Origin of the sequence: Micrococcus sp. HOU01 (genome assembly GCF_035609305.1) — a bacterium.
GTDB classification, from domain to species: Bacteria; Actinomycetota; Actinomycetes; order Actinomycetales; family Micrococcaceae; genus Micrococcus; species Micrococcus luteus.
This window is the reverse complement of sequence record NZ_CP141211.1, coordinates 2,397,989-2,423,723: the sequence shown is the minus strand read 5'-3', so window position 1 is coordinate 2,423,723 and position 25,735 is coordinate 2,397,989. Positions and strand designations below refer to the sequence as shown.

At 75.0% G+C, this 25,735-nt stretch carries 21 protein-coding genes and 1 tRNA gene; 3 read left to right on the top strand and 19 right to left on the bottom strand.

Translation table 11 applies throughout. The annotated features are described in order from the left end of the window. Positions 1 to 55: 55 nt before the first annotated feature. The 9 genes from SOY78_RS11115 to SOY78_RS11075 form a co-directional block, all read right to left on the bottom strand. Entirely contained in the window at positions 56 to 583 is a 528-nt protein-coding gene (locus SOY78_RS11115) for a DUF3800 domain-containing protein (RefSeq protein WP_012750724.1), read from the bottom strand. Between the two features lie 97 nt (positions 584 to 680). After that, positions 681 to 1,217, bottom strand: a complete 537-nt coding sequence (locus tag SOY78_RS11110; protein WP_036316098.1) for a hypothetical protein — start codon at positions 1,215 to 1,217, stop codon at positions 681 to 683. Continuing rightward, positions 1,217 to 4,489 (bottom strand): type ISP restriction/modification enzyme, encoded by a 3,273-nt coding sequence (locus SOY78_RS11105; protein WP_324701581.1) that lies wholly within the window; start codon positions 4,487 to 4,489, stop codon positions 1,217 to 1,219. Before SOY78_RS11105 ends, SOY78_RS11110 begins: the two co-directional genes overlap by 1 nt. 200 nt (positions 4,490 to 4,689) lie before the next feature. Beyond that, a complete protein-coding gene (locus SOY78_RS11100; protein ID WP_216880294.1) occupies positions 4,690 to 5,649 on the bottom strand; it encodes an ornithine cyclodeaminase family protein in 960 nt (319 codons plus the stop codon). Between the two features lie 31 nt (positions 5,650 to 5,680). Further along, positions 5,681 to 6,475 (bottom strand): glutamine amidotransferase, encoded by a 795-nt coding sequence (locus SOY78_RS11095; protein WP_095347334.1) that lies wholly within the window; start codon positions 6,473 to 6,475, stop codon positions 5,681 to 5,683. 74 nt (positions 6,476 to 6,549) lie between these two features. Beyond that, entirely contained in the window at positions 6,550 to 7,122 is a 573-nt protein-coding gene (locus SOY78_RS11090; RefSeq protein ID WP_095347335.1) for a GNAT family N-acetyltransferase, read from the bottom strand. A gap of 70 nt (positions 7,123 to 7,192) precedes the next feature. After that, positions 7,193 to 8,092: a DUF6707 family protein gene (locus SOY78_RS11085; RefSeq protein WP_231119456.1), complete on the bottom strand. Its 900-nt coding sequence runs from the start codon at positions 8,090 to 8,092 to the stop codon at positions 7,193 to 7,195. A 2-nt stretch (positions 8,093 to 8,094) separates the two neighbouring features. After that, on the bottom strand, positions 8,095 to 8,634 hold the full coding sequence (locus SOY78_RS11080; protein WP_036316089.1) for an NUDIX hydrolase family protein: 540 nt from the start codon (positions 8,632 to 8,634) through the stop codon (positions 8,095 to 8,097). 56 nt (positions 8,635 to 8,690) lie between these two features. Beyond that, on the bottom strand, positions 8,691 to 9,818 hold the full coding sequence (locus tag SOY78_RS11075) for an NADH:flavin oxidoreductase/NADH oxidase (RefSeq protein WP_036339859.1): 1,128 nt from the start codon (positions 9,816 to 9,818) through the stop codon (positions 8,691 to 8,693). 125 nt (positions 9,819 to 9,943) lie between these two features. Here SOY78_RS11075 and SOY78_RS11070 point away from each other — a divergent pair, with 125 nt between their 5' ends. Beyond that, complete coding sequence (locus SOY78_RS11070; RefSeq protein WP_036339857.1) at positions 9,944 to 10,267, top strand: hypothetical protein; 324 nt, start codon at positions 9,944 to 9,946, stop codon at positions 10,265 to 10,267. A gap of 12 nt (positions 10,268 to 10,279) precedes the next feature. Here the strand turns inward: SOY78_RS11070 and SOY78_RS11065 are convergent, their stop codons facing one another. The 8 genes from SOY78_RS11065 to SOY78_RS11030 form a co-directional block, all read right to left on the bottom strand. Beyond that, on the bottom strand, positions 10,280 to 12,595 hold the full coding sequence (locus SOY78_RS11065) for a hypothetical protein (RefSeq protein WP_324701580.1): 2,316 nt from the start codon (positions 12,593 to 12,595) through the stop codon (positions 10,280 to 10,282). Between the two features lie 2 nt (positions 12,596 to 12,597). Continuing rightward, entirely contained in the window at positions 12,598 to 13,203 is a 606-nt protein-coding gene (locus SOY78_RS11060; RefSeq protein WP_036316081.1) for a DedA family protein, read from the bottom strand. Continuing rightward, positions 13,200 to 14,246 carry a pseudouridine synthase gene (locus SOY78_RS11055; protein ID WP_036383698.1) on the bottom strand — a complete coding sequence of 349 codons (1,047 nt, stop codon included), beginning with the start codon at positions 14,244 to 14,246 and terminating at the stop codon, positions 13,200 to 13,202. Before SOY78_RS11055 ends, SOY78_RS11060 begins: the two co-directional genes overlap by 4 nt. Before the next feature lie 46 nt (positions 14,247 to 14,292). Next, positions 14,293 to 15,543 carry a glucose-1-phosphate adenylyltransferase family protein gene (locus tag SOY78_RS11050; protein WP_036383696.1) on the bottom strand — a complete coding sequence of 417 codons (1,251 nt, stop codon included), beginning with the start codon at positions 15,541 to 15,543 and terminating at the stop codon, positions 14,293 to 14,295. Between the two features lie 76 nt (positions 15,544 to 15,619). Then, positions 15,620 to 16,537, bottom strand: a complete 918-nt coding sequence (locus tag SOY78_RS11045; protein WP_036383693.1) for a DNA-formamidopyrimidine glycosylase family protein — start codon at positions 16,535 to 16,537, stop codon at positions 15,620 to 15,622. A gap of 14 nt (positions 16,538 to 16,551) precedes the next feature. Then, complete coding sequence (locus SOY78_RS11040; protein ID WP_052007061.1) at positions 16,552 to 17,043, bottom strand: VOC family protein; 492 nt, start codon at positions 17,041 to 17,043, stop codon at positions 16,552 to 16,554. A 145-nt stretch (positions 17,044 to 17,188) separates the two neighbouring features. After that, on the bottom strand, positions 17,189 to 22,237 hold the full coding sequence (locus tag SOY78_RS11035; RefSeq protein WP_324701579.1) for an ATP-dependent helicase: 5,049 nt from the start codon (positions 22,235 to 22,237) through the stop codon (positions 17,189 to 17,191). Further along, positions 22,234 to 22,692: a 23S rRNA (pseudouridine(1915)-N(3))-methyltransferase RlmH gene (locus SOY78_RS11030; protein ID WP_182488723.1), complete on the bottom strand. Its 459-nt coding sequence runs from the start codon at positions 22,690 to 22,692 to the stop codon at positions 22,234 to 22,236. The genes SOY78_RS11035 and SOY78_RS11030 overlap by 4 nt, the downstream gene beginning before the upstream one ends. 105 nt (positions 22,693 to 22,797) lie before the next feature. Between SOY78_RS11030 and SOY78_RS11025 the strand changes: the two genes are divergently transcribed. Beyond that, positions 22,798 to 23,886: an alpha/beta hydrolase gene (locus SOY78_RS11025; RefSeq protein ID WP_182488724.1), complete on the top strand. Its 1,089-nt coding sequence runs from the start codon at positions 22,798 to 22,800 to the stop codon at positions 23,884 to 23,886. 66 nt (positions 23,887 to 23,952) lie between these two features. Here the strand turns inward: SOY78_RS11025 and SOY78_RS11020 are convergent. Continuing rightward, positions 23,953 to 24,043 (bottom strand) — tRNA-Ser (locus SOY78_RS11020). 74 nt (positions 24,044 to 24,117) lie between these two features. Beyond that, on the bottom strand, positions 24,118 to 24,624 hold the full coding sequence (gene tadA / locus SOY78_RS11015; protein ID WP_182488725.1) for a tRNA adenosine(34) deaminase TadA: 507 nt from the start codon (positions 24,622 to 24,624) through the stop codon (positions 24,118 to 24,120). Positions 24,625 to 24,707: 83 nt separating this feature from the next. Here tadA and upp point away from each other — a divergent pair, with 83 nt between their 5' ends. Continuing rightward, the gene (gene upp / locus SOY78_RS11010; RefSeq protein WP_010079486.1) at positions 24,708 to 25,343 is read left to right on the top strand and encodes a uracil phosphoribosyltransferase; all 636 of its coding nucleotides are present in this window, start codon (positions 24,708 to 24,710) and stop codon (positions 25,341 to 25,343) included. The last annotated feature ends 392 nt before the right edge of the window (positions 25,344 to 25,735 follow it).

The window sequence follows — 25,735 nt, the reverse complement described above, 5'->3', positions numbered from 1 at the left end:
CGTCTTCCGTCCAACCGGACCCCCGCCTTCGAGCGGGGGTTTCGTGTGTCTGCGTTCAAGGGGTCCAGACGTAAGAGTGCTGACGGATCTTGTTCAGCGATCGGCCGATGGCGTTCATTCGGCGAACGGCATCGCGGTGGCGCTCAGTGACATGGCGGCGGCGCTGCTCGAAGTACGTCAGGACGTCCACGGCCTGCAGCAGGCGGCTCTGGTTCGAAGGGCCGAAGTACATCGTGTCCAACAGGTGGTCGAGTGCTCCGTCGGAGAGGCCCTGGACCGAGGCGGCTCGCATGCGTCGGTAGGTCAGACGGCTGTCATCGCGGAGGTGGTGGTCATCGGCGATCACCAGGAGGCCGTCCGCACGCAGGGACGTCCTCCGGTGCACGCGGTTCAAGAGCTGAGCGGACACCACGATGTGCGGTTTGGCGTCTTCCCATCCAGGCCGCTGACGCAGCCTGTCGACGTCGACACCCTGGAAGCCGAACCACGGGGTGTGCGCGGCGATGAGTTCGACGGCGCGTTGGCTGGCCCATGCGCGGACGCCGACGGGGGCGGCAGTCCAGTCGTCCTTGCCGTTAAACACCGCAGGCCATGGAACTCGAGCTGCTCCGGCACCGCCTGCGGGTGGTCGGCTCGGAGCTGTGCATGGAGCTGGTCCAGGTCCCTTGCCTGCCTGTCCCTCAATCAGTCGCTTCAGACTCTTTCCCACTTGTCGCTGAGAGCCGACCCTGGTGGTCGCGGGACCAGCGGTCGCCAGCGGCGTCGGTGAAGGTGAAGGCGGTCACCCGGAACCGTTCGGCGTTGGTCAGCGGCCGGGGGACCACGTCCAGTTCATCCGCCTGGACGCCGTAGCCCCACTCGTTCTTGCTCAGTTCGAAGTAGGTGCGTCCTGGAGGCAGCATGGCGGCGGTGAGATCGGGAACGGGATACTTCGACGCCACCGTGGCCCGTGCCCCGTAGACCGGGACCTGGGAGGAGTTCTCCACGGCGAGGAACCAGCGCCGCGTGGGTGGGGCGCCGAACTCGTCATTGATCCGGGCGGCGACGCACATCCACGCGGCGACCTGGCGTGCCTGTTCCTGCTTTTCGCGCAGGTCCTGCCGCTCGTCGCGGCCCTTCTCGATCTGGCGCAACCGCCACGACTCCACGGCGGACCATGCCGCGGCCAGGAGCGCCAACACGGAGACCACGAGGGCGATGACGTTCGCAGCGTCCATCAGAACATCTCCTCCTGCGCAGTGGAGAAGTCCCGCTTGATCGTCTTGGGAACCTTCCGTTCGGTCGGGGTCGGTTCGGGGAGTTCGTTCGCCGGGATCAGGTCTCCGGCGAGGATCTCGTCCAAGAGGTCTGCCTGGTCGCCGCCCAGTGACACGGTCTCGGTCAGCACTCGGAGCAGATCGAGCAGCTCGTCGTTCCACTCGTCTGCCCACTCGATGGGGCGGATACGGTCCAGCGGGGTGGCTGCCTTGCCGGCGGCGCGGCCGATGCCGGTGGCCGTCCGGGCGCCGAGCCACTTGTCCAGGACGTTCATGCCGGACACGGCGAAGGCCCTGACCTCCGGGCTCACGCCGGTGACGACGCCGTCCCCCACCGTCAGCCGCTGGGTCGCAGGGTTGTAGGACACGGCCCGCGGGGAGGCAGGCAAGGCCGTCACGGGGGCTTCCCAACCCAGGCCAGGAATGCGGGGTACGCGGCCGGCGGGACGGCCTACACCAGTGAACCGCTCCCCGTAGGTCTGCAGCCACAACAGACGTTCACCCAGCTTCACGGCACGGGTGAACAGGTCAGGGTCGGCAGTCAGCGGCACGCGGACGGGGCTGCCCTCCAGGGCTTCGTCGAACCGCTGGACGTAGGCGTCGTGGCCGGCGACGCCCATGACATAGGCGGCCAGGTCCTCCGGTGTGACCTCCTGCCTGTAGCGCTCCCCCAGCAGCGGGAGCAGCCCGCCGGTGACGTTGGGCTGAGTGGCTTCAGCATCCCGGTAGAGCGGGATGACGTCCTTGCCGCCACCGGACCCGAAATAAGAATTCAGATCGGGCACATAAGCAGACGCGTAGACGGCGGGTCCTCCACTGATCCTCGACGAGCGAGGAGACACCATGTACACCTGACGGGTAGACCAGGACTGCCACAGCGAGGGGCTATCGGTCTTAGCGAGCCGCGGGTCGTCGAAAGTCCACTGGCGGTCGAAGGAACGCCATCCCAATCTCACAATGGGCGCATGGGATGCTGAGGGAGCCAGGGCGCTGATGGGGTCCATTCCCTGAACTACGGTATGAATGTTTCTCCCCCATCGGGACGTCACATACTTGTGGGCGCGAACTTCAGCGTCGGTTTCTCGTAGGAGTTCCTGCCAGCGACGACGGAGGGTGTCTGGATCGGGTGCCACAGGCCACGCGCGGCTGAATTGGATCCCCGGCTGCTGCCAGGGGAAGAGGTCTGCCAGGGCGGGCATGGCCGCCCAGTCCTCCCCGCCGCTGGCCGGTGCCAAGGGGTCGCCCGCCCCACCGGGCAGGCGCTCCCATAGGGCGTCGCTGGGATCCAACCGGGCCACCGCGTCCAGGGCCGCGAACTTCTCCGCGCGCGTGCCCCGGAAGCGCCGGTAGTACACGGATGCTTCCCGGGCAGCCTCACCGGTGCGCACCAAGGTCACGATTGCCACCGGGGTCTGGATGTCGAAGACGTTCTCCTCCTGGCGGGCCCCGCGGCCCTCGCCGCCAAGGTCCATCACCCAGATCTCACTGGCCGTCCGACGGGCCAGATCGCGCAGACCCACAAAGGCCGGGCCGGTCAACCACGAGGATGCCGTGATGAAGGAGATGATCGCCTGGTCCCCGGGGTCCTGCTGGAACGCCTTCCAGATGGCCCACCGCCAGAAATACACGTACAGGTTGTACAGCGAGGCCTGGGCGGAGAAGATCACTCCCTGCTCCTGGGCGGGGCCGATCACGTCGTCGAACAGCGCGTCCTCGCCGTCCCCGTGCTCCACCCAGCCGCCGGTGCCGGAGGTCACCCGGTCATAGGGCGGGTTGCCGATGGCCACGGTGATGCGCCGGTCCCGCTTGATCTGGCGGGCCGCCTCGGCGGCCTCGGCGAGGACCCGCGCGTCGCCGAACAGTCCCGCCTCCATGCCCGCCGAGGGGTCCTCCAGGGTGTCCGTCAGGTACACGCCGATCTCCTCCGCCTGGAAGGCGTGACCCTGCGCCTCAGCGAGCCGCTGGCCGATGCGCAGGTGCGCCACCGAGTATGGGCCGGGCAGCAGCTCGAAGGCCAGCAGGTTCTTCGTGAGGTTCTTGGCCACCTGGGCCACCCCCGCCGGGCCGCGTTCCTCCCGGGCCGCTGCCTCCGCGCGGTCGATGACCGCCAGCGGGTAGGTGCCGGAGCCCGTCGCGGGGTCCAGCGTCACCACCGAGGGGGCGCCGAAGCCCAGGGTCTGACCGAAACGTTCCCGCAGCAGCGCGTCCACCACGCGCACCTGGCACTGCACCACACTGATCGGCGTGTAGTAGACACCCGCGCGGTTACGGGCGGCCGGGTTGTAGCGCTGGAGGAAGTCCTCGTAGAACCACAGCCACGGCTCACCACGGGAGTCCGTGGAGCGCTCGATGGCGGCCACGTCCATGCTGGACACCAGCCGCATGATGGCCCCGACCTCCGGGGCGATGTACTCCATGAGCGCCGGGATGCCGATGATCGGTCCGAGGGACGCCGCCAGAACATTGCGGTGGGCCGTCTCCAGGGCGTGCTTGGCCTCCTCAAGCGTCACCACGCCGTCGGCGTTCCGGTCCGCTTGGCCGGAGAGACCGGCGATGGCCATGGAGTAGGCCACCACCTGGGCGACGTCGCCGGCGAACTGGGCGTCCGTGGTTGTGTGGTGCACCGTGTGGTCCCAGGCCGCCTTCGCCTCCCGCACCGAGCGGTAGTTGTTGGACAGGCCTTCCTGGAGGCGCTCTCGAAGGAAGCGGGCCAGCGGGGCCAGGCGGTCCGCGAGCTGGCTCACTCGGGTGATCGGCCGGGGCTGGGCCAGGGTGAACTGTTCCAGGACGGTGCGCAGGCGGTCCGCGTCCCAGCCTGCGACGCCGTCGACGGGCAGGAACGCGGTGTCCACAAGGGAGCCGGAGACATAGAGGGCGATCTCGTCTCCGTTCGAGACGAGCAGCGCGTCCAGCTGGGAGAGCAGGTCCCACTGGCCCTTCTCCCGGCCGCGCCACTTCTCTCCGATGACCGTGTGGCCGGGTGCCTTGAGTTCCACCCATCCGCAGGGGCGACCGTCGATCAGGGCGGCGAAGTCCGGGCGCACGCCGTCGAGCTGGGCCTCTCGCAGCAGGCTGAGGTCCCCAATCCCGGTGACGGAGGAGAACGCGCGCAGGAACTCGGAGACCGGGACCGTCAGCTGCGCCTCCGGCTCGGCGGAGACCCCGCTCGTGGAGGCGAGCCGCACGTCACGGGCGTACGTCTCAGCGAGCTGGGCGAGGGGTGCGTCGATCATGTGTCCTGCCTTGCAGTGAAGAGGGTGGCGCGAGTCACTCTATCCAGACGGGGTGTGCTCGACTGGGCCGACACCGCGGAGGCCGGCCTCACCCCGCTCGTGGCGAGAAATCTGGTCGGGCTCGCCGGCGCCCTCGTCCTCCTCGCCGTCAGTCGCCGGGACACGCCCTCGGTCCGGCAGCCGGACCCGGCCGCCCCGGCTCAGCCCAGCACCACCCGCGCCACCGCGCTCGCCACCACCAGGTCCTGCCAGGGCATGCCGGTGGTGACGAACAGGGCGGGCTCACCCTCCCGCCGACGCGCGGTCCCGGCCACGAGCTCGGCCAGCGTCACCGTGTCCTCGATCCCGGCCAGGGCCCCGGAGGCCACCGCGAGGGTCACGTCCCCGGCCTCGCGGGCGGCCGAGTCCCGCGACTCCACCGCCACGGTCGCGCGGCGGGCCAGGGCGTCGTCGGTCTCGCGGGCGTCCGTGGTGTGCGAGCCCATGGCCACGACCGTCGCGTGCTCCGGCACGAGCGTCCCGTCGAACAGCGGGGCCGTCGCGGCCGTGCACGTCACCACGACGTCCGCCTCCGCCACGGCTTCCGAGTCCGCGGTGCTCGCGGTCACGCCCAGCTCCGCTTCGATGCGCGCGGCCAGGGCGGCGGCCCGGTCGGCGTCGCGGCCCACCACGGACACCCGTTCCAGCCCGAACACGTCCTGGAAGGTGAGCGCGTGCTCCCACGCCTGCACGCCCGTGCCGACCACGACCAGGTGCCGGGGCGAGGCGTCCGCGAGCAGCCGCACCCCGAGCGCGGACACCGCGGAGGTGCGCAGGCCCGTCAGCTCGACGCCGTCCAGCACGGCCCGCGGTGCCTGGCCGGGGGTGCCCGGGGCGCCGAACAGCACGTAGACGCCCTGGATGACCGGCAGTCCGCGCTCCGGGTTGTCCGGCGTGAGGGTGAGCAGCTTGGTGCCGACCTCGCTCCCGCGCGTCGAGGGCATCTGCAGCAGCTGCCCGGCGGCGGTGGACACGCGGGTGCGGGGGGCGTCGGCCTCCGGGTCCAGGCCGGCGGCGAGGGCCGCCTCCAGCGCGTCGACGGCGGCGCGCGGGCTCAGGGCGGCGCGCACGGCGGGGCCGTCGATCCAGGGCAGGGAAGCGGTGGCGCGGTGCGTGTCCATGCGGCCACGCTACGGGGTGGGCCGGGCGGGCTCACCCGAACAGCGTGCGGAAGTTCGCCAGGATCCGGCGCGGGTGCTCGGGATCGACGGCGGCCAGCCCCGCCACCGTGGGCTCGTACTCGCCCGGGGCGAAGTACCCGTGGTCGCGGTAGATCTCGAGGCGCTCGAGGATCCCGGCCTGGTCCAGCTCCGGGTGGAACTGGGTGGCGTACTGGCGGGTGCCGAGCCGGAACATCTGCACGGGACAGTCGGCGCCCGCGGCGAGCAGCACCGCGCCGGGCGGCAGCGCGCTCATCGCCTCCTTGTGGCCCACGTACGCCGCGAACGTGCGCGGCACCCCGGCCAGCACCGGATCCGCGACACCCTCGTCGGTGAGCGTGACCTCGACGGGCGCGGCCGATTCGCCGTACGCGTTGTCCACGACGCCGCCGGCGTGCCGGCCCAGCGTGCCGACGCCGTAGCAGCAGCCGAGGAACGGCAGGTCGCGGCGCCGGACGACGTCGAGCATCCGGCCCAGCTCCGCCTCCACGGCGCGCTGCACGGGGGACTTGGTCTCCTCGGGATCGGAGCCCGTGAACGGGCTGCCGGGCAGGATCACGGCGGCGACGTCCGCGAGCTCCGCCTCCCAGTCCAGGCCGTGCGTGGCCACGTCCGGGCGCTGCACGACGCGGTCCAGGCGCAGCACCCGCAGCCGGCCCTCCGGATAGCCGCCCAGTCGCTGGACGGCCTCGACCTCGGCGGCCGCGGCGTCGTCTTCGGGGCGCGTCTGGACGAGGAGGAACGGCCGCGGATGCGGGCTCGGGATGGCGCCGGTCGGGGTGGTCATCTCGGCAGACTAGCGGGGCATCGGGCCGGGAGGGCGTGACGGCGTCGCGGGGCGTCGTCGGGGGCGGGTCGCGGTCAGCGGTCGGCCCAGGGGCGGGCGTCGGAGGCCCACGGCAGGGGACGGACGCGTTCCTCGGGCAGCGGGTCCGCGGCCAGCCGGCCGTAGAGGTGCACGTCGAGCCGCCGCCCGCCCGTGCGGAGGCGGCCGCGCTGCGTGCCTTCGTGACGGAGCCCAGCGGCCCGGGCGACGGCCCCCGCCGTCGGGCTGTCCGCCCGGTGGGCCAGTTCGATCCGCTCGAGGCCGCCCTCGGCCAGCTCGGCGTCCGTCACGGTGGTCGCCGCACGCGACATGATCGCGTCCCCGCGCCAGCCCTGATGCAGCCAGGCGGTGAGCGCGCCGGTGCCGTGCGCCTCGTCGCGCACGACGGCGACCAGGCCGATCAGCGTGTCCGTCCCGCGCTCCACCACGGCGACGGCGTCCGTCCCCTCCGCCTGGACCAGTCCGTCGACGTAGGCGCGGGCGGAGGCGTCGTCGGTGACCTCTGCGGGGTCGGCCATGCCGACGGTGCCCGCGTGGAAGGCCGCCAGGACGGCGGGCGTGCCCGTGGCGCGGAGGGGGCGGAGCTGGGCGGGTGCGGGGCCGGTCATGCCGGGAGCACAGCCCCGACAGGGGCTGGAGAGTGAGGTGCGCCACACGAGTCGGACCCCGGAGGGCGTGTCACCGGCGCGTGGCGGCCTTCGCCTCGAGCTCGTCGGCGAGGGTGCGCAGCGTGCCGAGCTCACGGGCGATCCGGGAATCCAGGTCCGCGTCCGTGAGCGTCTTCGAGCCGCCGCGGGCGCGCAGGTAGAGCAGCTGGTCGAACCGGGCGCGGCGCCACTGATACTCGGCCTCGGCGTCGCGGGCCTGCAGGGCGCGGGAGATCTCCCGGTCGTAGAGCGGCGGCTCGTTGAGCTGACGCTGGCGCACCTCGAGCACCCGGGCCGCCCGGCCCGGCTCGGAGGGGACCTCGTCCGCCTCGAGCAGGCGCCGACCGAGGTTGGCGGCGGCGATGTGCTCGCCCTCCTCGCGCAGGATCAGCGACGCCAGGGACAGCGCGGCCTGGATGGACTTCCACCGCCCCACGGCCCCGTCCCACGGCAGGTTCGTCAGCAGGCCCAGGGTGGCGAGCGTGCCCTCGGTGTCCTCGTGCAGCAGGTAGAGCCGCTCGGCCATGCCGAACACGTCCTCCAGCTGGGAGCCGGAGCGCAGGTTCAACCCGTGCGAGAGCCGGGCCGCGGTGGCGGTCAGCTCGGTGTCCTCGAGGTGGCGCTTGCCGACGGCGACGATCCGCTCCTCGGGGGACCCCGCGTCCACGGGGGAGAAGGTGGTGTCCGGGACGGCCCTGCGCTCCTCCGGGCGGTCCGTGCGGACCCGGATCACGGAGCCGTGCGCGATCTTGACCTCCCGGCCGCCCTCGAGGGTGGCGATCACGAGCGCGGGGGTGCCGAAGTCGTCCCGCATCACCCGGGTCGAGGCCACGGGCGGGGCGGGCTCGCCGCGGCGGGTCAGGAAGCTGTCCCCGGGCTGCACGTCCTGGGACTTCAGATGGCGGAGGTAGCCGCCGACGACCGGTGCCATGCTCAGCGCCCCCATCCCACGTGGGCGAGGGCCTGGCGCACCAGGTCCCCGCGGCCACCGATGAACTCGGCCTGGATGTCCTCGCCGAGGGCCTCCTCGGGGGTGAGCCACGTCAGCTCGAGCGCGTTCTGGCGCGGCTGGCACTCACCCGTCACCGGCACCACGTAGACCAGGGCCACGGCGTGCTGGCGGTCGTCCGTCAGCCCGGTCTCGGACGGCGCCGGGAAGTACTCGGCGACGGTGCAGGGGACCACCGACGGCGGCAGCTGCGGGAACGCGAGCGGGCCGAGGTCCTTCTCCAGGTGGCGCATCAGCGCGGCGCGGATGGTCTCCCGGTACTGGACGCGGCCGGAGACGAACGTCCGCTGGAACGTGCCGGTCTCGTCCGCCACGTAGAGCAGGCCGATCTCGGTGACGTAGCCGAGGGAGTCCAACCGCACCGGGATGGCCTCCACATACACCATGGGCAGCCGACGCCGGGCCTCGTAGAGGTCCTCGTCGGACAGCCAGCCCGGATTCGGGTCGGGGGTGCGCACGCTCATGGTTCTGTTCTACCGGAGTTCCGCGCCGGGGGCACACCGGGTCCCGCGTGTTCCGCTCACCACTTGGCGCGGAAGTACTGCCGGGCCATCGGCACCTGCTCCGAAGGGACGTCGAGGGCGAGGGCGGCCGCGGTCGGCCAGTTCGGGTTCGCCAGGGCGGCGCGGCCCACGCAGACGGCGTCGGCGCGGTCCTCGTCCACCACGGCCGCGACCTCCTCGGCGCCGGTCAGCGAGCCGACGGCGGACACCACGATCCCCTCGGTGCCCTCCTTCACGGCGGTGGCCAGCGGCACCTGATAGCCCGGGCCCTGAGGGCCCTCGTAGGTGTCCCCGATGCCCGCGGAGGACAGGTCGAACCAGTGCACCTGCCCCTGCAGCTCCTGCGCCAGGCGGACGGTCTCCTCGATGCTCCAGCCGCCCTCGACCCAGTCCGAGCCGGAGATGCGGATGCCGAGGACCTTGTCCGCGGGCCACACCTCGCGCACGGCCGCCACGACCTCCTTGAGGAAGCGGGTGCGGCCCTCGAAGTCCCCGCCGTACTCGTCGGTCCGGGTGTTGGTCAGCGGCGAGAGGAACTGGTGGATGAGGTAGCCGTGGGCGGCGTGCAGCTGCACGGCGCCGAAGCCGGCACGGTCGGCGCGCTCGGCGGCGTCGGCGAAGGCCTGGACGGTCTCCCGGATCTCGTCCACCCGCATCGCGTGGGTGCGGATCTCCATGGAGTTGGTGGCCACGCCGGAGGGGGAGAGGGTCTCCCAGGAGTCGGGGCCCTCGAGGATCGGCTGCCCGGCGGGCGCGCCCGGGTGCATGGGGACGGTCGAGGCCTTGGCGCCGGCGTGACCGAGCTGGATGGCGGGCAGGGCGCCCTGGGAGGCGATGAACTCGGCGATCGGCGCCCACGCGTCCCGCTGCTCGTCGTTCCACAGGCCGGTGTCCCACGCGGAGATGCGTCCCTCGGGGGTGACGGCGGTGGCCTCGGCCACCACGATCCCGAAGCCGCCGGCCGCGCGGGCGCCCAGGTGCTGGAAGTGCCAGCCGTGGGGGACGCCGTCGCGCGCCTCGCACGAGTACTGGCACATCGGCGGCAGGATCAGGCGGTTGCGCACGCGCACGCCGTTGATCTCGATCGGTTCGAAGATCGCGGGCACGGCGGGGGCGTCGGTCTGCGGGGTGGCGGTCTGAGTCATGCACCCCACCCTACGAGCGGGTCCGGACACGGGAGGGCTCGCGTCCGCCGCGGGCGGAAGGGCGGGCCGGCCCGTGCGACGAGAGAAGTCGTCACCGCTGCTGCGTCCACCCCTACCCTGGGCCCATGCCCTCCTACCGCGCCCGCCTGCAGATCGGCGACCTCCTGCCCGGCCACCGGCCCGAAGAGGTCATGGACCTGGCCGAGGCCGCCGTCCAGGCCACGCACGTGCTCGCGGCCAAGGACATCGAGGTCGTCGCGCGCGTCCCGCGGATCGTGCTGCGCTTCACGGTGCCCGGCTCGCACCGGGCCGGCGAGGACGCCGAGGCCGCCGAGGTGGCGCGGCGGATGGCGGAGGCGGTGTCCGGCGTCGCCGTGACGGGCCGGCTGGACGTGCTCCGGCGCGACGGCGGCCGGTGGGTCCCGGTGCCCGCTGGGCTCGGGCGCTGAACGGGGCCGGGCTCAGGCGCCGGCCGGGTGCGGCCGGCGGGCGGCGTCGCGCTCGATCTGGCGGGCCCAGGAGCGGCGCACGGCCGCGGCGGTGACCAGCAGCAGCGCCCCGAAGGCGGCCGCGAGACCCACCCACACGCTCTGCTGCGCCCCGAGCGGGCTGGGCAGCAGGCGGGGCAGGGCGAGGCAGAGCAGGGTCCAGGCCATGCCCAGGGCCACACCCATGCGGCCGCGCCCCCCGAGCACGAGGCGCAGGGCCGCCAGCAGCAGGGCCACCAGCACCAGCAGGGCGAGCAGCTCGGTCGGGAACCAGCCGACGTGCACACCCCAGGCGTGGAGGGCGGCGCCCACCGCGGTGGGTGCGCCGGCGAGGAGGGTGCCCAGCAGCACGCCGAGCGCGCCGTCCTCGGCCACCCGTGCGACGCGGCGGGCCGCCGGGCGTGCGCCGAGCCGCCGGACCACACGGAGCATGAGGACGAGGGCGAGCAGCCACGGGACGACGTCGAGGCCCCCGGGGGCCAGGACGGCCAGGGGGAACCACAGCGCCAGCGCCAGCAGGGCCCCCGCGATCGCGCCCCGGATGCGGCGGTGCCGCGGCGACGCGCCCTGGCCCCGCCCCCACTGCCGCAGCACGTACATGCCGGTCAGCAGCCACAGCACCGGCCAGATCGCCGGGTGCAGCGGGGACAGCCCGAACACGCTCGCGTCGGGGCCGTGTCGGCCGTCGGCGGTGAGCGGGTAGGCGCCGGCGTCGAGCGCGGCGAGCCCCGGGACGCGGCCGGCCAGACCGAGGCCCCACGCACCGGAGAGCACGAACAGCGCCCACACGACGGTCAGCAGCGCCTGGCCGCGTCGGTCCGCAGCGGTCGGTGAGCCGGCCGGCTCCTCGGGCGGCGCGGGGGTGTAGCCGGGGATCAGGGGCAGGGCGCCCGTGACCGGCCCCGCCGAGGAGTGGGCGGTGGCCTCGGCCCGGACGGCCTGCGCCTTCGTGGAGAGCCGCTGCCGCCGCCGCCACTCGGGCAGGGCCACCCGGGCCCGGGCGAAGAGCTCCTCATCGGTGAGCCGCTCCTCCGGGTCGGACAGCAGCGGCCGGTCGGCGGCGGCCGGGAAGACCTCGGGGCCCTCGAGCTCGCGCGCGGCCCGGGCGAGCGCGCGGGACTCCCGCTCCTCGTGCTCGCGACGGCGGCGGGCGGCGTCCTCCGCCGCACGGCGCTCGGCCTCCCGGGCGCGGTCCTCGAGGAGCCGGGCCTGGGCGAGGGCGCGTTCGGCGTGCAGCACGGTGTGGGCGCGGACGCGGGCGGCCTGGCGACGACGTCGCTCGGCCTCGAGGCGGGCGGCCTCCTCCGCCTCGCGACGGCGCCGCTCGGCCTCCTCGGCCCGACGGCGCCGCTCGGCCTCGACGCGTTCGGCCTCGGCCTCCTGCCGACGGCGCTCCGCCTCCGCCTCCGCCTCGAGCCGGAGCCGCTCCCGCTCGGCGAGCGCGGCCTCCTCGCGGGCCCGCCGCTCCGCCTGCACGCGGGCGCGCTCGGCGGCGACCTCCGCCTCCCGGCGGCGCCGTTCCTCCCGCTCCTGTCGGCGGGCCTCCGCCTCGGCGGCGGCACGGGCCTTCTCCTCGGCCGCCACCCGACGGCGCCGCTCGGCGTCACGCCGACGGCGCTGCTTCTCCTCCTCGCGGCGGCGGCGGGCCACCCGCGCGGCCTGGGCCCGGCGGGCCTCCTCGTCGAGGCGGGCCTGGAGGGCTGCGGCGTCGCGGGCCCGGGCGGCGTCGCGGGCCTGGGCCGCGGCGGCGGCCTCGGCGACGGGCCGCTCGTGCTCGGCGGCCCGGCGACGGGCGGCCTCGGCGGCGCGCTCCCGGCCGGCTCGCAGGCGGGCCCGCCGGCGCTCCTCGGCCGCAGTGCGGCGGCGTGCGGCCTCCGCGGCCTTCTCCGGGTCCCGCCCCGGGGCGGGGAGGATGCGCTCGACCGTGCCGACGAGTGGGTCGGTGAAACGGGCGAGGTCCGGGCTGCCGAGGCGGTCCAGGATCTCGCTGAGGTCGCGGCGTGGGCGCTGCTGGGCGGGAGCGCCCGGGGTGCGCAGTCGGTCCATGGCGCGGTGCACGTCCGCGCGGCGGTCCTCGCGCACGCGGCGCTCGGCGGCGGTCTCGGGTCGGCCCGAGCGCAGGGCGCGCTCGTGACGGCGCAGATCGCGGCGGGAGATCTCCCCGGGCGCGGCCAGGGCGCGGCGGGGGCGCTCGGCGGGGGCACGCGTCGCGTCGTCGTCGGGACGGGGCGCCGAGGCGTCCCGGAGGCGCTCGAGCGCGGCACGGGACTCGGAGGACGCGTCCTGCATGCTCACCCCTTCCGGCCCCGGCGACGGTGGGCCATGATTCCCGCGATCATCAACCCTGCAAGGGTACCGAACACCATGCCGACCACCGCGGACGCCCACCACGGCAGGCCGGTGGCCCGGCCGGTGAGCCAGCCGAGCCCCACCATGGACCCGGACCACGCGAGCGAGCCCGCCCCGGACAGCCACAGGAACACGGGCCAGCGGATCCCGCCGATCCCGGCCGCCGCCATCGACGCCGTCCGTCCGCCCGAGACGAACCGCAGCACGGACAGCCCCGCCAGGCTGCCCGCCGGGCCCACCCGCACCAGCAGAGTCCGGATCCCCCGGTGGATCCGCCGCCACCACGCCCAGCGGTCCAGGCGGTCGGCGAGGCCGTGGCGGAACAGCGCGTAGAGGCCGACGTCCCCGGCCCAGCAGCCCAGCCACGCCGCCAGCACCGCGGCCACGGGGGAGACCCGGCCCTCGGCCGCGAGCGCCCCCGAGCCGATGACCACCACCTCCGACGGGACGGGCGGGATCGGGGCGTCCAGGGCCACGAGCAGCGCGGTGAGCGGGTGGAACCACGCTCCGAGCGCGTCCATCAGGGCGGCCGGGTCCCCGCCCGTCACCGCGGTCGCTCCTGCAGCTCGGCGGGGGAGGTGAACTCCCGCTCCTCGCCCGTCACCGGGTCCGTGAAGCGCAGCGACCGGGAGAGCAGCTGCAGGGGCCGTGCGACGTCGTCCGGGGCGAGGTCGAGCAGGTCCGGGTAGAACGGGTCGAACGCGATGCCCAGGCCCAGGGCGGCCAGGTGGATGCGCAGCTGGTGGGTGCGCCCCGTGCGCGGGGTGAGCCGCAGGTGCGCCACCCGCCGGCCGGCCAGCGTCCCGGCGGAGACGCCGACGCCCAGCAGCTCCACGCGGGACTCCGCGTTCGCCCCGGCGTGGGGCCGGTTCGAGCGCCGGGTCCGGACGGGGGCGCCCGCGCGCCGCCCGGAGGCCGCCGCGGGGATCTCCTCCACCACGGAGCGCAGGACCCCCTTGTCCTTGCGGATCCGGCTGCGCACCGTCAGCGGGAACCGCCCCAGGATGGGGTCGGTCGGGGCGCCGGGGCCGCGGGCGCCGTCGTCGGGGGCGTCCGGCAGGAGCGCCACGGCCTCGTAGGTCTTGGCCACGGCACGCCGCTCGAAGAGCAGGTGGTAGGCGCCGCGGGTGGCCGGGTTCGCGGAGAACATCACGACGCCGGCCGTCGCCCGGTCGAGCCGGTGCAGGGGCACGAGGTCATCGAGGCCGAGCTCGTTGCGCAGCCGCACCAGCGCGGTCTCCTGGACGAAGCGGCCGCCCGGGGTGGTGGGCAGGAAGTGCGGCTTGTGGATGACCACGAGGTGCTCGTCGCGGTGCAGGAGCGTGTGCGTCACGGGCAGCGGGGCCTCGTCGGGGACGTCCCGGTAGTACCAGAGGTCGTCGTGCACGCCCAGCGGCGTCGTCGGCGTCAGTGCGGTGCCGTCCGCCGCCACGACCTCGCCGCGGGCGAAGCGCGCGCGGATGCCCTCCGGGTCCACGTGACCGAACCGGTGGAGCACGTAGTCCTGCGCGGTGGGCCAGCCGGAGGTGGGCAGGCGCAGGCGCGTGGCGTTGACGCCGTTGCGCGGGGGGAGGGGAGAGGGGACGGCCACGGGTCCATCCTCCCAGCCCGGCGCGGCTGCGTCCGACCGGCGCCGCTCAGTCCGACCGGCCGGGCCGGCCGGAGCCGGTGGTCTCGTCCTCGGCCGGGCCGCGGTCCTGCGGGGTGAGCACCACGACCTCCTCGGCCGGCGCGGCGCGCCCCGTCACCTCGTGCGCCGGGACCGCCCCGCCGACGTCGACCACCACGGTGTCCAGCACCGCGCCCGCGGGGACCTCGCAGTCGCCGAGCAGGAGGCTGCCGCGCACCGTGGCGCCGGCCGCCACGACCACCCCGGGGCCGACCACGCTGTCCGAGACCTCGCCCTCGATCCGGCAGCCCGGGCTGAGCAGCGAGCCGGAGACGCGGGCGTCCGGGGCCACCCACGCCGGCGGCGCCTGGTGGGGGTTGGTGATCAGCGGCCAGCCCTCGGCGGCGACGTCCAGGCCGGTGCCCTCGAGGATCTCCCGGTGGGCGCGGACGTACGCGTCCAGGGTGCCGATGTCCCGCCAGTACCCGACGAGGCGGTGCTCCCGCACGCGCCCCCGCGCCACGAACGCCGGGATGATGCTCTCCCCGTAGTCGCCGAGGGAGGAGCCCACGGGGTCGCCGTCCTCATCGGTCTCGCCCTCGTCCTTGGTGGCCGCCTCGTCCTCGCCCGCCACGAGGTCGCCGACCACCTCGGAGAGCGCGGCGACGTCGAACACGAACACCTCGGTGGCCACGAGCGTGCCCGCCGGGTCCTCCGGCTTGTAGGCGTAGTCGGTCACGGCGCCGTCGTCGTCCACCCGCACGACGCCGAAGCGTGAGGGGTCCTCGTCCGTCTCGGTGGTGACCACGGTGAGCTCGGCGCCGGAGCGGGCGTGCTCGGCCAGCACGGGGCGCAGGTCCAGCTGGTACAGGTGGTCCGCGGAGAGCACCACGACGGTCTCGGCGCCGAACTGCTCCAGCAGGGGCAGCTGCTGGGCGATCGCGTGGCCGTTGCCGCGGGCGAAGCCCTCCTCGGCGCGGCCCTGCGCGGGAGGCAGGAGCCGCAGGCCGTGGCGGGTGCCGTCGAGATCCCACGGCCGGCCGCCGGCCAGGTGCTGGTTGAGCGTGAAGGGGCGGTACTGCTCCACGACCCACACGTCCCGCAGGCGCGAGTGGGCCAGGTTGGACAGGACGACGTCGATCAGCCGGTACTGGCCCGCCAGCGGCACCATCGGCTTGGCGCGGGCCGCGGTGAGCGGCATGAGGCGACCGCCGGTGCCGCCGGCCAGCACGAGCGCGACGACGGCGCCCTCCGGGTCCTTGGGGAACGGGTCGGCCATGACTCCTCCTCGGGTCGGGGCGGGTTCAGCGTAGGAAACGGGGACGACACGCGGCCACCGTTCGGGCGCGTCCGGGTCAGCGCTGGCAGTGCGGGCACCACCACAGCTGCCGCGCGTCGTCCTCGGGGGAGCCGTAGTCCTCCTGGCGGACGGGGCCGCGGCAGCGCAGGCAGGGGGCGCGGTCGTGCCCGTAGACCCAGGACGACGGCGTCCGGCCGGGTGCCGTGCCGGGTGGCGGGCCGGACGGGACCAGCACCTCGACCCCGAAGGGTCGCCCCGGGTTCGGGCGCACGCCCGTGGTCCGGCGCCGGGCACCCGTGGCGGGGGCGGCGGGCGGGACGTTGGCGCGCAGCAGGTCCCGGGCGAGCAGCACGAGTCCGGCGACGTCGCCGACCTCGCCGATCGGCCGGTGCGGGTCGATGCCGGCCAGCAGGAGGGTCTCGCAGCGGTAGATGTTGCCGATCCCGGAGACGAGCCGCTGGTCGAGCAGGGCCAGGCCGACCGGCCGCTCGGGCCGGGCCGTGAGCCGCCGCACGCCCTCGGCGAGCAGGGCGGCGCCGTCGTCGGGCGTGTCCCAGGCCGGGTCCAGCAGGTCGGGGCCGAGGTAGCCGAGGACGGCGGCCTCGTCGGCGGTGGGCACGAGGGTGAGGAGGCCCAGCTGGGCGCCGAGCACGCGGTGCTCCGCCGTCTCCAGCACCGCCCGCACCTGCCAGGCGGGGGCGTCCCACCGCGCGTCGACGGCCGAGACGAGCCAGCGCCCCTCCATCTTCAGGTGCGAGATCAGGGTGAGCGCACGGGCGCCGGGGCGGGCCGCGGGCGGGGTCAGCCGCATCAGCAGGTACTTGGCGCGCGGCAGGACCTCGGCCACCGTCCAGCCGGTCAGGTCCGCGGTGGCGTGGCGGGGCACGCGCAGATCCGCGTGCGTCAGGACCCGGCCCTCGAGCACGGGGCGGAGCCGGTGCGCGACGCGGACGAGGGAGTCGCCTTCAGGCACGGGCCGTCACCGGCTCAGGCCGCGTTGAGCTGCCAGGTCACGCCGAAGCGGTCCCCGACCCACGCGAAGCGGCGGGAGAAGCCGTAGTCGTCGGGCGGCATGTAGTCACGGCCACCGTCGGCGAGGAGCGCGTCGTGGATCGCGTCCACCGCGGTGGCGTCCGGCAGCTCGACGAACAGACTGATGGCCGGGGTGAACGTGAACCCGTGCGGGGTGAAGGAGTCGAAGAACCGCAGCCGTTGGCCGGCGATCTCGAGCTCGCCGTGCAGGACCTTGCCCGCCCATTCGGCGCCGCGCGGGGAGGAGTCGTCGAAGAGGTCGCGGCGGACCTCGGTGACCGGCAGGTGCTCCACGAACGCGGTGAGGTAGGCGTCCATGGCCGCACCGGCGTCACCCTCGAACAGGAGGAACGGGGTGACGGAGGGGTCCGAGGGGTGCGGCAGGGAGTGCTCGAGGGCCTCGGGGGCGGTGCCCACGTCCTCGGGCGGGGCGGCGTCGATGCTCATGGGCCGAACCTACCCCCGGGCCCCGCCTCCGCGACAGGGCCACCCCGGGCAACGCGGGTTGAGTTGTCGCGGGTGTTCGACGGCGGGACCCGCGACAACTCAACCCGCGTTGCGGACGGACGGAAGGACGGACGGACGTGGGTTCTCAGTTCCGGAACCGGATGCCCGACGGGCTCGAGTAGAACCCCGCGGCCAGCAGCGCCTCGGCCAGCGGCGTGCCGAGCACGGGCCCGCCGTTGACCTTCTCCAGGCTCAGCCGCTCGGTCCGGCCGGTCCGCAGCGCCCACACGAGCGCCTCCGCCGCGGCCCGCAGCTCACCCGGCTCCTCCGTGAACGCGAGCAGCGTGCGCCCGCCACGCTCCATGTAGAGCGCCAGCCGCCCCGCGATCAGCACGACGACGGCGCCCGCCTTCCGACCCGGGCGGTGGCCCGTGGGCACGACGCCGTCCGGCCCGGCCGGCACGGATGGCCAGTCCAGCGCGGCGCCGTAGGGATTCGCCGGATCCGTCGCGGCCAGGGCGAGGGCGAGGGGGGCGGCGTCGACGGCGGCGTCCTCCTCGTCCCGCTGGAACCCGCGCAGCCGATCCACCACCGCGCCGGTGGAGAACTGCGCGCCGCCCAGCCCGTCGACGAAGTGGCCGCGGCGCACCTGGCCCGCATCCTCCATCCGGGTGAGCAGCCGGTACTGCCCCGCGAACCCGCCGGGGACCTCCTCGGCCACCACGGAGCCGCGCGTGATCACGCCGTACCGGTCCAGCAGCAGCTCGGCGGTCGCGTGGGCGCGGATCGTGGGGTCCTGCTCGGCGGCGGGCAGCAGGGACCAGCGGCCGGCCGAGCGGGCCTGCTCCGCGGCCGAGAGCCCGACGGTCCCCGCCGTGAGGCCGGCCGAGCCCCGGGCGCCGCCCTCGGGCGAGGTGAGCCCCGCGTACCGGCCACGCCCGCGCACCCCGGCCAGCCGCCCGCCGAGCCCGCGCCCGGCCGCCGCCCCCGCGGCCCCGCCCGTCCGCGCGGTGCGGGCCCGCGGCGTCTGCCGGCCGGTGCGGTGCGCGGTCTTGCCGAGCGAGAGCAGGCCGCGGACGGGGGCGAACGTGTCGTTGCCGACCCGGCCGTCCCACACCAGGCCCCACAGCGCGCCCAGCACCGCGGGGCCGCGGGCCAGGTCGGCCGGGTCGCGGTGCGGGTCGGGGCCGCCCGCCCCGCCTGCGCCACCCGCGTCGCCGCCCGCCGCCTGCACCGCCCGCACCCGCTCCACGAGCTGGGGGAAGAACCAGGCCCCGCCGCCGGCGAGCACCTCGAGCACGGCCGCGCGCAGGGCGGCGTCGGCCGGCGTCTCCTCCGCGGGCTCGGGCCGGCGCAGCGTGAGGTCCACGGCGTCGGCGGGGTGCAGGGCCACCCAGCCGTCGTTGCCGGTGGCCTCCCCGACGCCCGACCACACGTACTCGCCCGTGGCCAGCAGCTCGTCGAGCAGGGCGGGGGCGTAGTCCCGCACGCGGGCGGGCAGCACGAGGGACTCCCACGCGCTCGCGGGCAGGGGCGTGCCGGCCAGCTGGTCCAGGACGGTGGCCACCCCGTCCACGCCCTCGAGCGTGGCCGGCGGCCGCCAGGCCCCGTCGCGCCCCGCCCGCGGCCGCAGGTGCTGCCAGTCGGCGAGGAACCGGGCGTAGGCGGCCTGGTCCACCGGCTCGACCTCGGCGCGCAGCGCGGCGAGGGAGCGCATGCGGATTCGCCGCAGCACCTCGGCGTCGCACCACTCGGCGTCCAGGCCGGTGGCCCCGGGAGTGCCCTCCGGCCGGAACGCGCCCGTGCTCACGCGGCGCTCGGTGGCCAGGCGCTCCAGCACCGAGAGCACGACGGCGCCCCCCAGCCCCAGCGCGGCCCCCGCCTCGGCGGCCGTGAAGGGGCCGTGGGTGCGGGCGTAGCGGCCCACGAGGTCCCCGAGCGGGTCGTCGACCGGATCGAGGAACGCGGTGGGCACTCCGTGCGGGATCGGCGTGCCGAGCGCGTCCCGCAGGCGGGCGGCGTCCTCGACGGCGGCGAACCGCTCGACCCCGTCCTGGCGCAGGCGGAACGCGCGGCAGGCGCGCTCGAGCTCCGCCAGCATCCCGGCGACGGCGTCCTCGTCCGCGGCCTCCTCCGCCTCCCCCTCGGCCCGTGTGCGCCGCGCGGCCTCCGCCACGGACAGCGGTCCCAGCAGGCGCAGCAGGTCCGCCACGCCCTCGACCCCGCGGGCGCGCCGGTCGGGCGCGAGCCGCTGCAGCTGGGCCTCGACCTCCGCGATGACCCCGGCGTCCAGCAGCTCGCGCAGCTCCTCCGTGCCCAGCAGCTCGGACAGCAGTGCCGGGTCGAGGGAGAGCGCGGCGGCGCGGCGCTCGGCCAGCGGGGAGTCGCCCTCGTAGATGAACTGCGCGATGTAGCCGAACAGGATGGACTGGCTGAACGGCGAGGGCGCCGTCGTCGTGACCTCCACGAGCCGGACGGCCCGCGAGGCCACCCGCCCCGCGAGCTCCTTGAGCGCAGGGAGGTCGTAGACGTCCTGGAGCACCTCGCGCACGGTCTCCAGGATCACGGGGAACCGCGGGTGCTTCCGTGCCACGTCCAGCAGCTGCGCGGACCGCTGCCGCTGCTGCCACAGGGGGGTCCGCCGCCCGGGGTCACGGCGCGGCAGCAGCAGGGACCGGGCCGCGTTCTCCCGGAATCGGGCCGCGAACAGCGCGGACCCGCCGACCTCCGCCGTGACGATCTCGTCCAGCTCCTCGGCCGTGAACTCGAACAGCTCCGCGCCCGGCGGCTCGGCGTCCATCAGCGGGATGCGCAGCACGATCCCGTCGTCGGCCGCCATCGCCGCGCCCGAGCCGGTCTCCAGCCCGTACCGCTGCGCCAGCCGCGCCCCCACCGCGAGCGCCCACGGGGCGTGCACCGCCATGCCGTAGGGGGAGTGCAGCACGACGCGCCAGTCGCCGAGCTCGTCCGTGAACCGCTCCACCACGAGCGTCTGCTCGGTGGGCAGCACCCCGGTGGCCTCGCGCTGGTCGGCGAGGTAGGCCAGCAGGTTGTCCTGCGCCCACGGGTCCAGGCCCGCGGCGGCCAGGCGGGTGCGCCCGGCCTCGGGGTCCGCGTCCAGCTCGCGGCGGAAGCGCCCGACGGCGTCGCCCAGCTCCGCCGGCCGGCCTGCGGCGTCGCCCCGCCAGAACGGGAGCTTGCCGGGCTGCCCGTAGGCGGGCAGCACCAGGACGCGGTCCGCAGTGATGTCCACGATGCGCCAGCTCGTGGCGCCCAGCAGGATGACGTCCCCCACGCGGGACTCGTAGACCATCTCCTCGTCGAGCTCGCCGACCCGGCGCCCGCCGGAGCGGGCCGAGCCCGCGGACGCGGTGCCCGCGGACTCGGCGGTGTCCCCGGCCGCCGCGCCGCCGGGGGTGCCGTCCGCGCCGCCGTCGGAGGCCAGGAACACCCCGAACAGGCCGCGGTCCGGGATGGTGCCGCCCGAGGTGACCGCGAGGCGCTGGGCGCCGGGGCGGGCGGCGAGGGTGCCGTTCTCCCGGTCCCACAGGATGCGCGGGCGCAGCTCGGCGAACTCGTCCGAGGGGTAGCGGCCGGCCAGCAGGTCGAGCACGGACTCGTAGGCGGAGAACGGCAGCGTGGCGAACGGCGCGGACCGGCGCACGAGGTCGAACCACTCCTGTGCGTCCAGGTCCGCGATGGCGACGGCGGCCACGGTGTGCTGGGCGAGGATGTCCAGCGGGTTGGCGGGGATGCGCAGCGACTCGATGCGCCCGGCCGTCATGCGCTCGGCCACGACGGCGGTGTCCACGAGGTCGCCCCGGTGCTTGGGGAAGAACACGCCCCGGGAGACCTCGCCCACCTGGTGCCCGGCGCGGCCCACGCGCTGCAGGCCCGAGGCCACCGAGGGCGGCGACTCCACCTGGATCACCTGGTCCACCGCGCCCATGTCGATGCCCAGCTCGAGCGAGCTCGTGGCCACGACGCAGCGGATCTGGCCGGTCTTCAGCGCCTCCTCGACGATGGCGCGCTGCTCCTTGGACACGGAGCCGTGGTGGGCGCGGGCGAAGTCGGAGACGGTGCCCGATCCGGTGCCGGTCTGCCCGGCCACCTGGGCGGGGCCGTGGAAGCCGGTCGGGTCCGGTGTGCGGAAGCCGGGGACGGCGTCCGGGTGCTCGGCCGCGGCGGCGGCCTCGGCGCGGGCCTCCCAGATCTCGTTGAGCCGGCCGGTGAGGCGCTCGGCCAGGCGGCGGGAGTTGGCGAACACGAGCGTGGAACGCCGCTCGGCCACCAGGTCCACGATCCGCTCCTCGACGTGCGGCCAGATGGACCCGCCCGTCACCGCGCCCTCGTCGCCGAGCCCGCCCGTCGAGGAGCCGGGTCCCAGGTCGTGGGCTGCGGCGGGGGAGGAGAGGTCCGTCAGGTCCGGCACCGGCACCGTGACCGTGAGGTCCCAGCGTTTGGCCGAGGCGGGCCGCACCACCGTCACCGGCTGTGTGCCGCCGAGGAACCGGGCCACCTCGGCGGCCGGCTCGACCGTGGCGGACAGGCCGATCCGCTGCACGGGGGCGTCCAGCAGGGCGTCCAGGCGCTCGAGGGAGACGGCCAGGTGGGCGCCGCGCTTGGTCCCGGCCACGGCGTGCACCTCGTCCACGATCACCGTGCGGACCCCGGCCAGCGCCGCGCGGGCCTGCGAGGTGAGCATGAGGTACAGCGACTCGGGCGTGGTGATGAGGATGTCCGGCGGATCCTGCTGCAGGCGCCGCCGCTCGGCCGCCGGGGTGTCCCCGGAGCGCACACCCACCCGCACGCGCGGCACGGGCCTGCCCTGGTGCGCGGCGGTCTGCGTGATGCCCACGAGCGGGGCCCGGAGGTTCCGCTCCACGTCCACGCCGAGTGCCTTCAGCGGCGAGACGTAGAGGACGCGGGTGGCCGCCGTCCCCTCGGCGGCGGGCTCGCGCACGAACGAGTCGAGCGCCCAGAGGAAGGAGGAGAGGGTCTTGCCCGAGCCGGTCGGCGCGATCACCAGCGCGTGCCGCCCCGAGGAGATCGCGTCCCACGCGCCGAGCTGGGCCGGCGTCGGGGCCTCGAACGCGCCCGTGAACCAGGCGCGCGTGGGCTCGGTGAACCGGCCCAGGACGACGTCGGCTGCGGGCGTGGGCGCGCCCGCTGCGGTCTCCGCGGGCCCGCTCATGCGTGGTGGTACGGTCGGCCGGCGGAGATCTCCTGGGCTCGGTAGACCTGCTCCGCCAGGATCAGCCGCACGAGCTGGTGCGGGAAGACGAGCGGGGACAGGGACCAGACGCGGTCCGCGCGGGCGTGGACCCGGGCGTCCACCCCGTACGCGCCTCCGATGACCATCGTCACCGGGGCGCCGACGTCGAACCGGCCCTGCAGGTGCCGCGCCAGGCCCGGCGAGTCGAACGCCGTCCCCCGCTCGTCCAGCAGGATCAGGTGCTCGTCCGCGCCGACCGCGCCCAGGATCCGGTCCGACTCCTCTGTGCGCGCCGCCTCCTCCTGCCGCGCGGAGTGCGGCAGCAGACGCCACGAGAGGTCGTAGGGCTTCTTGAGACGCCGCTCGTAGCGGTGGATCCCGTCGACGACCCACGCCTCATGCTTCTTGCCGATGGCCAGCACCCGAACAGACATGGCCCCATGATCGCACCGGCCGCGGACACGGTACGGGGGTCGGCCCCCGCCGCTCGGTTACGCTCGCCGGGGCGGGGTGCCTGGCTCCGCACCGGAAGGGGGCCCATGACGTCGACCGCACGGTCCGCGCGGGTGTCCCGCCGCGCCGCGCTCGGCCTCGGGGTCGGCGCCCTCGCGGTGGGCGGGGTGGCCGTCGTCACCGACCTGGCCGGCGCGCCCGCCGGGCCGCTGGGCGCCAACGCGACGGCCCTGTACGGCATGCGCAGCTCCACCGGGCACACGTACGCGGCCCTGCCCGGGCGCGCCGGACGCATCGACGTGTACCGGCCGCCGGGCCAGGGCCCGTTCCCGGTCCTCGTGTGGAACGCGGGCTCCGGCTGGCGCAGCGATCGCGGCTACAGCGACGGTGTCGACGTCGCCCGCGGCCTGGTCCCGCACGGCTACGCCGTCGCCGCGTTCTCGGTGCGCAGCTCCAAGCAGGGCACGTTCCCCGCCCAGGTGGAGGACGCGACGGCGGCGGTCCGCTGGGTGCGGCGCAACGCCCCGGGCCTGCAGCTGGACGCGGGGCGGGTGGCCGTGGCCGGCTCGTCGTCGGGCGGTTGGAACGCCCTCATGGCCGGCCTCACGGGCGGACAGGACCTGGACCGCGAGCAGGTGCCGCTGCCCGGCCGGGAGGTGCCCGACGGCGGCCACGCGATCCCGGAGGAGGACCGCGTCCACGCGATCGTGGACTTCTTCGGCCCCACGGACTTCCTGACGATGAACCGCCAGATGTTCCCGGGCGCGTGTGCGGACTACAACCGCGCGAACCGGCTGGAGCACTGCCACCTCGACGACCGCAGCACCAAGTCGGACATGCTGGGGGTGCCGGTCCTGGCCTCGGGCGGCCTGACCCGGCTGGCCTCCCCGATCGCGCACGTGCGCCCAGACTCGCCGCCCCTGCTGGTCGTCCACGGGCGCAAGGACGTCACGGTCCCGTGGGGGCAGAGCCTCGAGCTGTACCGGGCCGCCGAGGCCGCCGGGCTGCGCACGGTGTTCTACTCGGTGGCCGAGGGCGGCCACGACCTGGGCATGATGACCGCGAAGACCCGCAGCGCGGAGGTGCTCCGCAGCGGTGTGCCGGCCAGCGCCGTGCACGCCACCATCTCGTGGTCCGCGGTGGCCTCGTTCCTGGACGCCGTCCTGCCGCGCTGAGCCGGCGGCCGGACCCGCCCCGGCATGGCGAAAGCCCGGGAGCACGAGGCTCCCGGGCTGCACATCTGGCGGTGACGGTGGGATTTGAACCCACGGTACGGGGTTACCGTACACAGCATTTCGAGTGCTGCACCTTCGGCCGCTCGGACACGTCACCAGACCAGGACACCCTACCCGAGCCGTGGCAGCGCGCCCAAACCGGCCGCCCGCCGTCGTCGGGCGCGGGCGCGTTCAGTCGCGCTGGGCGGCGAAGAACTCCCGCAGCAGCGCCGAGCTCTCCTCGGCGCGGACGCCGGCGCGGACCTGCACCCGGTGGTTGAAGCGGGGGTCGCGGACCACGTCCAGCACCGAGCCGCACGCGCCCGCCTTCGGGTCCCACGCCCCGAACACGACGCGCGGGATGCGGGCCAGCAGCAGCGCGCCGGCGCACATGGGGCAGGGCTCGAGGGTCACCACGAGGGTGCAGTCCGTCAGGCGCCAGCCGTCGCCCGCCCCGGCGGCGGCCCGCAGCTCCGCCCCGCGGCGCAGCGCGAGGACCTCGGCGTGGGCGGTGGGGTCGTGGTGCTGCTCGCGCTCGTTCCCGACGACGGCCAGGACGGTCCCGTCGCCGGCCACGAGGGCGGCGCCGATCGGCACGTCGCCGGCCGCTCCGGCCGCGCGGGCGGCCCGGAGGGCCAGGCCCATCCACGCGTGCTCCTGCTCGGCCGTGGGCGCGGGGGAGGGGACGGGGGCGGACACGCGGCCAGCCTAGCGGCGGTGTCGGCGCCCCCGCGGGCGCGGGGGCGGGCGCAGGGGCGCGCGTGGGCGGTACCGTGGGCGCCATGCGCGTCCACATCGTCGACCACCCGCTCGTGGCCCACAAGCTCAGCGTCCTGCGGGACAAGAAGACCCCGTCCATGATCTTCCGGCAGCTCACGGAGGAGCTCGTGATGCTGCTCGCCTACGAGGCGACGCGCGACGTGGCCATGGAGGAGGTGCGGATCGAGACCCCGGTGACCGAGACCACCGGCTTCCGGCTGGCCCGCCCGCGTCCGCTGGTCGTGCCGATCCTGCGCGCGGGGCTCGGGATGCTGGAGGGGATGACCAAGATGGCGCCGTCCGCCGAGGTCGGGTTCCTCGGCATGGCCCGCAATGAGGAGACGCTGGACATCGTCACCTACGCGGAGCGGCTGCCGGCCGACCTGTCCGGGCGTCACGTGTTCGTCCTGGACCCCATGCTGGCCACGGGAGGCACGCTGATCGAGGCCATCCGCTTCCTCTACCAGCGTGGCGCGGCGCGGGTCACGTGCCTCTGCCTGCTCGGGGCGCCCGAGGGCATCGAGCGGCTGGAGGCCTCGCTGGGCGACGTCGAGGTGGACCTGTACCTGGCCGCCGTCGACGAGCGCCTGGACGAGCGGTCCTACATCGTCCCCGGCCTCGGCGACGCCGGCGACCGGCTCTACGGTCTGGCGGAATGACCTGAACGGACCTCCGCGTCCACCACGAGACGACCACGGCCCCCGCCCCCACCCGGCGGGGGCCGTGGTCGTCTCACGGGAGCGTCTCCGGCGGGGGCGTCAAGCGGGGCCGCGAATGTGTCGTCCATCTAGTGGACGTCACGACCCGCTGTGACCCGTCATCATGGCGTCACATGGAAAACCTGGAAGTCGCCTGCATAAATATTCCGCATACTCATTGGTCCGGCGGCCCGCTCCCGCCTGTTGAACAATGAGAGAGTCGCGCGGGCGAGCCGAGCGGCGGCGCGACGCTATTCCGATCCGCGAATAGTGATGTTGAGCACATTCAGGACTCTTCTTCTCAAATAACGAGACAAAAGCGCGAACGTTACTTGCCAGTCCCTCGGTGAAGT

Excerpts from the sequence above, each read along its gene's own strand:
- SOY78_RS11110 (WP_036316098.1), bottom strand. The coding sequence starts at position 1,217 with ATGGACGCTGCGAACGTCATCGCCCTCGTGGTCTCCGTGTTGGCGCTC.
- SOY78_RS11105 (WP_324701581.1), bottom strand. The coding sequence starts at position 4,489 with ATGATCGACGCACCCCTCGCCCAGCTCGCTGAGACGTACGCCCGTGAC.
- SOY78_RS11100 (WP_216880294.1), bottom strand. The coding sequence starts at position 5,649 with ATGGACACGCACCGCGCCACCGCTTCCCTGCCCTGGATCGACGGCCCC.
- SOY78_RS11095 (WP_095347334.1), bottom strand. The coding sequence starts at position 6,475 with ATGACCACCCCGACCGGCGCCATCCCGAGCCCGCATCCGCGGCCGTTC.
- SOY78_RS11090 (WP_095347335.1), bottom strand. The coding sequence starts at position 7,122 with ATGACCGGCCCCGCACCCGCCCAGCTCCGCCCCCTCCGCGCCACGGGC.
- SOY78_RS11085 (WP_231119456.1), bottom strand. The coding sequence starts at position 8,092 with ATGGCACCGGTCGTCGGCGGCTACCTCCGCCATCTGAAGTCCCAGGAC.
- SOY78_RS11080 (WP_036316089.1), bottom strand. The coding sequence starts at position 8,634 with ATGAGCGTGCGCACCCCCGACCCGAATCCGGGCTGGCTGTCCGACGAG.
- SOY78_RS11075 (WP_036339859.1), bottom strand. The coding sequence starts at position 9,818 with ATGACTCAGACCGCCACCCCGCAGACCGACGCCCCCGCCGTGCCCGCG.
- SOY78_RS11070 (WP_036339857.1), top strand. The coding sequence starts at position 9,944 with ATGCCCTCCTACCGCGCCCGCCTGCAGATCGGCGACCTCCTGCCCGGC.
- SOY78_RS11065 (WP_324701580.1), bottom strand. The coding sequence starts at position 12,595 with ATGCAGGACGCGTCCTCCGAGTCCCGTGCCGCGCTCGAGCGCCTCCGG.
- SOY78_RS11050 (WP_036383696.1), bottom strand. The coding sequence starts at position 15,543 with ATGGCCGACCCGTTCCCCAAGGACCCGGAGGGCGCCGTCGTCGCGCTC.
- SOY78_RS11040 (WP_052007061.1), bottom strand. The coding sequence starts at position 17,043 with ATGAGCATCGACGCCGCCCCGCCCGAGGACGTGGGCACCGCCCCCGAG.
- SOY78_RS11035 (WP_324701579.1), bottom strand. The coding sequence starts at position 22,237 with ATGAGCGGGCCCGCGGAGACCGCAGCGGGCGCGCCCACGCCCGCAGCC.
- SOY78_RS11030 (WP_182488723.1), bottom strand. The coding sequence starts at position 22,692 with ATGTCTGTTCGGGTGCTGGCCATCGGCAAGAAGCATGAGGCGTGGGTC.
- SOY78_RS11025 (WP_182488724.1), top strand. The coding sequence starts at position 22,798 with ATGACGTCGACCGCACGGTCCGCGCGGGTGTCCCGCCGCGCCGCGCTC.
- upp (WP_010079486.1), top strand. The coding sequence starts at position 24,708 with ATGCGCGTCCACATCGTCGACCACCCGCTCGTGGCCCACAAGCTCAGC.